Origin of the sequence: Kitasatospora sp. NPDC127116 (assembly GCF_042677365.1) — a bacterium.
In the GTDB taxonomy this organism is placed as follows: domain Bacteria; phylum Actinomycetota; class Actinomycetes; order Streptomycetales; family Streptomycetaceae; genus Kitasatospora; species Kitasatospora lactacystinica.
The window spans coordinates 68,801-74,829 of record NZ_JBHXTL010000030.1; the positions used below are offsets into that span (position 1 = coordinate 68,801).

Genomic DNA, 6,029 nt, shown 5'->3' on the forward strand with positions numbered 1-6,029 from the left:
TTCACAATGGGTCTCGGCGAGGCCGGTGTCAGTCCCCCTTGCCACAGTGGCGGTGTCGGCGGAGCTGGTGTCAGTCCCCTCTTCCGGCACGGCGGTCACGGCAGGGCCGGTGTCAGTCCCCCCTGCCGGAGCGGCGGCGCTGCGGCTCGCCGCGGGGCCACCGGTGCTCGTGATCGGTGTTTCGGCGCTCACGCGAGCCTCCCGGTGAGTCCACGGGGTCGGACGAGAAGCAGGACGGCGAGCAGGACGACGACCGAGAGGTCGCCGAGACCGGCGCCGGTGTAGTAGTTGGCGAACTGCTGGACTAGGCCGACGCCCACCGAGGCGACGGCGGCTCCGGTTACGGAGCCCATGCCACCCATGACCACGACGACGAAGGCGAAGATGAGCAGGCCGGTCCCCTGGCCGGGATTGACCGAACCGAAGTAGAGGCCGCCGAGGGCACCGCCGAGCGCGGCGGCCGCCCCACCGAGGGCGAAGACGAGGGTGAACGCCCTCCGGACGTCGATGCCGAGCGCCGTGACCATCGCCCGGTCCTCGACGCCGGCCCGGACGATCAGCCCGTAGCGGGTGCGGGCGAGGAACAACCGAAGAGCGAGCAGCAGCAGTGCGGCGGCGGCCACCAGCACGAAGCGGTTGACCGGGACGGTCGCCCCGAGCACGTGCCAGGTGCCGGACAGCAGTTCCGGCTGGGGGAAGGGACGGGAATCCGCGCCCCAGACCCCCATCAGCAGGGCGGGTACGGCGAGCCCGACCCCGACGGTGGCGAGGATCTGGTCGCGCGGGCGGCTGTAGAGCGGCCGGATCAGGAAGAGCTCCAACAGGACGGCGGCGACCGTCCCGACCAGGGTGCCGAACGGCACCGCGAGCCAGAAGGAGAAGCCGGCCTCGGCGCCGGCCCACCAGGTGGCGTAGGCGCCGATGGAGAGCAGGGCGCCGTGCGCGAAGTTGAGCACGTCCATCAGACCGAAGATCAGCGACAGACCGGAGGCGACCAGGAAGTACAGCGCACCGAGACCGAGTCCGGTACAGGAGAGGAGGACGACGGTGTCCATCAGGGCTTCACCTCGGCGGTGAGGACGGGGGCGGCCGGGGAGGAGGCGGGCCGGGGCCCGCCGGCGAGCGGGTGGCGGGAGCCGACGCCGAGCAGGCGGCGGGCGGCTTCCTCATCGGCCAACAGCTCGGCGGTGTCGCCGCGGTGGGCGGTGCGGCCGTCGGCCAGGACGGCGCAGGTGCCGGCCAGTCGGCGGACGAGGGCGAGGTTCTGCTCGACCAGCAGGACGGGCACGGCCTCGGCCGCGCGCGCCAGCACCTCGGCCACCTCGGCGACGATCTTCGGGGCCAGGCCCTTGGTGGGCTCGTCGGCGATGATCAGCCGGTTGCGGTTGAGCAGCGTCCGGCCGATCGCCACCATCTGCTGCTGGCCGCCGGAGAGCGTCCCGGCCAACTGCCCGGCTCGCTGCTTGAGTTCGGGGAAGAGCTCGTGGACGAGTGCGTAGTCCGGTTCACCGGCGGCGCCCCCGCTCCCGGCGGCGCGCTCGGCGAGGCGGAGGTTCTCGGCGACCGTCAGGCCGGCGAAGATCCCCCGGTCCTCGGGCGCGTAGCCGATGCCGTGACGAACGACCAGATGCGTGGGAAGGGAGGAGAGCTCGGATTCGGAGAGCCGGATGCTTCCGGTGCGCGGCACCAGGCCCATGACGGCCTTGACGGTGGTGGTCTTGCCGGCACCGTTGCGGCCCAGGAGCGCGGTCACCCCGGCGGGAGCCACGTCGAAGTCGACCCCGTGCAGGATGTGCAGCCCGTCGATGACCACCCGCAGATCGCGGACGGAGAGGAGGGGAACGGTGCCGGAGGACGGCGAGGAGGCGGAGCGCCCCGAAGGAGTGGGGCGCTGAGCGGAGAACGGAGAGGAGGTCACAACGCCTCACCCAGGTAGGCCTGTTGCACGGTCGGGTCGGCCATCACGGCCTCGGGGGTATCCAGGGCGAGCAGCGTGCCGTGGTGCATCACCGCGAGCCGGTCGGCCAGGCCGAGCAGGACGTCCATGTGGTGCTCGACCATCAGGACGGTCCGGCCCAGGTCCCGGTGCACGGAACGGATCAGCTCGGTGAGGGCGGGCACCTCCTCCGCGCTGACACCGGCCATCGGCTCGTCCAGCAGGATCAGCCGGGGCTCGGAGACCAGCAGGACGGCCAGCTCCAGCTTGCGCTTCTCCCCGTGCGAGAGCGCACTGGCGAGGGTGTCGGCGCGGTGGGTGAGGTCGGTGCGTTCCAGGGTGTCGGCCAACTGCTGCTCGTAGCGGTCGGCGCGGCGCCAGAGCCGGTACGACGCGCGCGGCCCGGCCGCCGCCTGGGCGGCCAGGCGGACGTGGTCGGCGACCGTCATCCCCGGCCAGAGGGAGGAGGTCTGGAAGGTGCGGCCGAGACCGCGGCGGGCCCTGGCGTGCACCGCCTCGGTGGTGACGTCCGCGCCGTCGAGGTGGAGGGTGCCGTGGGTCGCCGGGTAGATGCCCGAGATCAGGTTGAAGAGGGAGGTCTTGCCGGCGCCGTTGGGCCCGATGAAGGCGATGAACTCGCCTTCGCCGACCGAGAAGGAGACGTCCTCGACGATCGGCACGCCGCGGACGGCCCAGCCGAGCCCGTCCAGACGCAGCACCGGGGAGGAGGACGCGGAGGAACGCACGGACGAGGAGCCCTGAGCGGAGGAGGAGGCGGCGGAAGGAGTGGAGTCGGTGCGGGCGGGCATCGGGATCAGCCCGCCATCGGGGTGACCGGGGGCGCGGCCTCGTCCGCGGTCAGGGTCTTCTCCACCGAGGGCTTGGCGGCGGCGCCATTGCCGGTCAGCCGCACCTGGAACATCGGCTGGAGCAGGGCGTGGTCCTCGGCGCGGACCGTGGTCTTCCCCTTGACCCCGTCGAAGCTCCAGCCCTCCAGGGCCTTGACCAGGGCCGAAGTGTCGTCGGCGGAGCCGTGGTTGGACTCGACGGCGTGCACGATCATCTGGGCGGCGGTGAAGCCGTCCGGGGTGAAGATGTCCGTCTTCCCTCCGGCGGCGGTGACGGCTTCGGTCATGGCCTTCTCCACCGGGGTGCCGGCGGCGCCGTCGAAGTAGTGGTTCAGGAAGGAGATCTTCTCGCCGGCCGGGCCGAACAGCGGGTAGGAGGCGGCCAGGTCGAGGCCGGTGACGACCTTGGTGTCGGCGAACACGTCCTGCTGGTTGAGCGCCGTCCACAGGGCCGAGGCGGTGTCGCCTGCCCAGGCGACGAACAGCAGGTCGGGCTTGGCGGTCCGGGCCTGGGTGGCGAAGGGGGTGAGGTCGGTGGCGCTCGGCGGGGCGAGCACCTGGTCGACGGTCGCACCCTCACCGCCGAGCACCGCCTTCACCGCGGCCACGTTGGCCTGGCCGAAGGCGTTGTCCTGAGCGAGCACGGTGACCTTCTTGCCCTTCGCGTCACCGACGAACGAGGCCGCGGTCTTGATGTCCTGGTAGGACTGGCGGCCGGAACGGAAGGTGTACTTGTTCAGACCGGTGGCCTTGTCCGCGGCGGCCGGGCCGCTGATGAAGAGCACCTTGTTCTGCGCGGCGATGGGGCCGACCTGGAGGGCCACCCCGGAGGCGGTGGAACCGGCCAGCACCTTGTAGCCCTTGCCGATCAGGTCCTTGGCGGCGGACACCGCCTTGGCCGGGTCGCCGGCGTCGTCCTGCTCCTCGAACTCGATCTTGTGCCCGTCGACCGCGCCGGTGCCCTTGGTCGCGTAGCTCAGGCCGGCCTTGAAGCCCTCCAGGTACTGCTTGCCGTAGGCGGCCAGCGGACCGGTCCTGGAGTACACCAGGCCGACCTTGATCGGGCCCTTGGCGCCACCGTCCGCCGCGCTCGTCCCGGCCGTTCCGGCCTTGGCGCAACCCGAGGCGAGCAGGACGCAGGCCGCGAGGGCGGCGAGCTTCCGGGCCGGGCCGCCGGTCAGGGAGTCGCCCGGACGGGCGCCGGCGGCGGTCCGGGAGGGGGCTGTCGAGCTGCGCATGGTGACCGACTCCTGAGGTGCGGCGGGGTGAATGCCGGAACCGTAGGTGTGCGGTGGGAGTGGCGACATGTGCCCAGTTGACGCATCAGCCCGTCCGGATGTGGTTCCGGCCGACATACCGCCGGGCCTCCGTCGCCCTCCGGGCGCCAGGGTGTGGCCTGTCGACACGACTCCTCACCCACCCATGGGGGTGGCCGCCATGGTTGCGGCGGCCCCCGCCCGGTGACGGTGGAGGGGCGCGGAGCCCGTCCGGCGGCAGCCACCCCAGCGGCGTGCCCGCCCGGTCCGGCCCAGGCAGGACCCCAGCCCGGCCTGGTACGGCCACGGGCTCCGCGCGGTTCCCGGGCCCGCCGGCCGTCCCTCCCCCGCTCCCCGTCGCCTCCTGCCCCGCTGCCCCTCCCCTGCCCCGCCGTTCCGCCCCCTCCTCTCTTCTCCCACTCCTCTCCTACGACTCCCCTCCTCCCACTCCCTCATGAGGTGATCCCTTGGACAAGGTCCTGGACTCCCCCGCCGACGCGGTCGGGGACATCCCCGACGGCGCGGTGCTGGCCGTCGGCGGCTTCGGCCTCTGCGGCATCCCGAGCACGCTGATCGGCGCCCTGGCCGACTCCGGCACCACCGGACTGCGGGTGGTGTCGAACAACTGCGGGGTGGACGACTGGGGGCTGGGCCTGCTGCTGCGGGCCGGCCGGATCGCCCGGATGACCTCCTCGTACGTCGGGGAGAACAAGGAGTTCGCCCGGCAGTACCTCTCCGGCGAGCTGGAGGTGGAGCTGACCCCTCAGGGCACGCTGGCCGAACGGCTGCGGGCGGGTGGAGCCGGCATCCCCGCGTTCTTCACCCCGGCCGGGGTCGGCACCCAGGTCGAGGAGGGCGGGCTGCCCTGGCGCTACGCGGCCGACGGCTCGGTGGCCCTGGCGTCCCCGCCGAAGGAGGTCCGGGAGTTCGGCGGCCGCCGGTACCTGCTGGAGGAGGCGATCACGGCGGACTTCGCGCTGGTCCGGGCCGAGGTGGCGGACCGGCACGGCAACTGCGTGTTCCACGCCGCCGCCCGGAACTTCAACCCGCTCTGCGCGGCGGCGGGCCGGATCACCCTGGTCGAGGCGGACCGGATCGTCGAGCCCGGCGAGCTCCCTCCGGACGCGGTGCACCTGCCCGGGGTGTACGTCGACCGGGTGGTGGCCGCCAACCCCGAGGACCGCCGCATCGAGCGCCGCACCGTCCGCCCCGCACTCCAGGAGGCCTGACCCGATGCCCACCGAGACCGCCGCCCCCACCCCGGTACCCACCTCCGCCCGCACCTCCGCACCCGCCTCCGCGCCCGCCTCCGCCCTCGACCCGCGCAACGCCCTGGCCGCCCGCGCCGCCCGCGAGTTGCGCGACGGCCAGTACGTGAACCTGGGCATCGGCCTGCCCACCCTGATCCCCAACCACCTCCCGCCGGGCGTCGAGGTGGTGCTGCACTCGGAGAACGGCATCCTCGGCGTCGGCCCGTACCCGGAGGAGGGCGCCGAGCACGCCGACCTGATCAACGCCGGGAAGGAGACGGTGACGGTCGCCCCCGGCGCCTCGTACTTCGACTCCGCCTTCTCCTTCGGCATGATCCGGGCCGGGCGGATCGACGTCTCGGTGCTCGGCGCGATGCAGGTCTCGGCCACCGGGGACCTCGCCAACTGGATGATCCCCGGCAAGATGGTCAAGGGCATGGGCGGCGCGATGGACCTGGTGCACGGGGCCCGCCGGCTGATCGTGGTGATGGAGCACACCGCCCGGGAAGGCTCCCCGAAGATCGTCGACGAGCTGTCACTTCCGGCGACCGGTCGCGGAGTCGTGGACCGGATCGTCACCGACCTCGCGGTGATCGACGTGACCCCGGAGGGGCTGCGGGTGGTGGAGACGGCGCCGGGCGTGGACTTCGCGGAGGTCCGGGCCGCGACCGGCGCCGCCCTGCTGCCCCCGCGCTGACCGGCCCGACCCCCGGGCGCAACGGCCGGATCGCCCGGGGGG

Annotated in this window: 6 protein-coding genes; 2 read left to right on the plus strand and 4 right to left on the minus strand. The window is 73.0% G+C overall.

The genetic code is table 11. From position 1 onward, the window contains the following. Positions 1–188 precede the first annotated feature (188 nt). The 4 genes from ACFVHV_RS15040 to ACFVHV_RS15055 form a co-directional block, all read right to left on the minus strand. Positions 189–1,055, minus strand: a complete 867-nt coding sequence (locus tag ACFVHV_RS15040) for a branched-chain amino acid ABC transporter permease (RefSeq protein WP_359901855.1) — start codon at positions 1,053–1,055, stop codon at positions 189–191. Continuing rightward, entirely contained in the window at positions 1,055–1,819 is a 765-nt protein-coding gene (locus ACFVHV_RS15045) for an ABC transporter ATP-binding protein (protein ID WP_359901957.1), read from the minus strand. The genes ACFVHV_RS15040 and ACFVHV_RS15045 overlap by 1 nt, the downstream gene beginning before the upstream one ends. Before the next feature lie 95 nt (positions 1,820–1,914). Beyond that, positions 1,915–2,745, minus strand: a complete 831-nt coding sequence (locus tag ACFVHV_RS15050; RefSeq protein ID WP_380351476.1) for an ABC transporter ATP-binding protein — start codon at positions 2,743–2,745, stop codon at positions 1,915–1,917. A gap of 5 nt (positions 2,746–2,750) precedes the next feature. Beyond that, complete coding sequence (locus ACFVHV_RS15055; RefSeq protein WP_359901860.1) at positions 2,751–4,022, minus strand: substrate-binding domain-containing protein; 1,272 nt, start codon at positions 4,020–4,022, stop codon at positions 2,751–2,753. Between the two features lie 485 nt (positions 4,023–4,507). Between ACFVHV_RS15055 and ACFVHV_RS15060 the strand changes: the two genes are divergently transcribed. Together ACFVHV_RS15060 and ACFVHV_RS15065 are read left to right on the plus strand one after the other, a co-directional pair. After that, positions 4,508–5,269 (plus strand): CoA transferase subunit A, encoded by a 762-nt coding sequence (locus ACFVHV_RS15060; RefSeq protein WP_380351477.1) that lies wholly within the window; start codon positions 4,508–4,510, stop codon positions 5,267–5,269. Positions 5,270–5,273: 4 nt separating this feature from the next. Continuing rightward, the gene (locus ACFVHV_RS15065) at positions 5,274–5,987 is read left to right on the plus strand and encodes a 3-oxoacid CoA-transferase subunit B (protein ID WP_380351479.1); all 714 of its coding nucleotides are present in this window, start codon (positions 5,274–5,276) and stop codon (positions 5,985–5,987) included. Positions 5,988–6,029 lie beyond the last annotated feature (42 nt).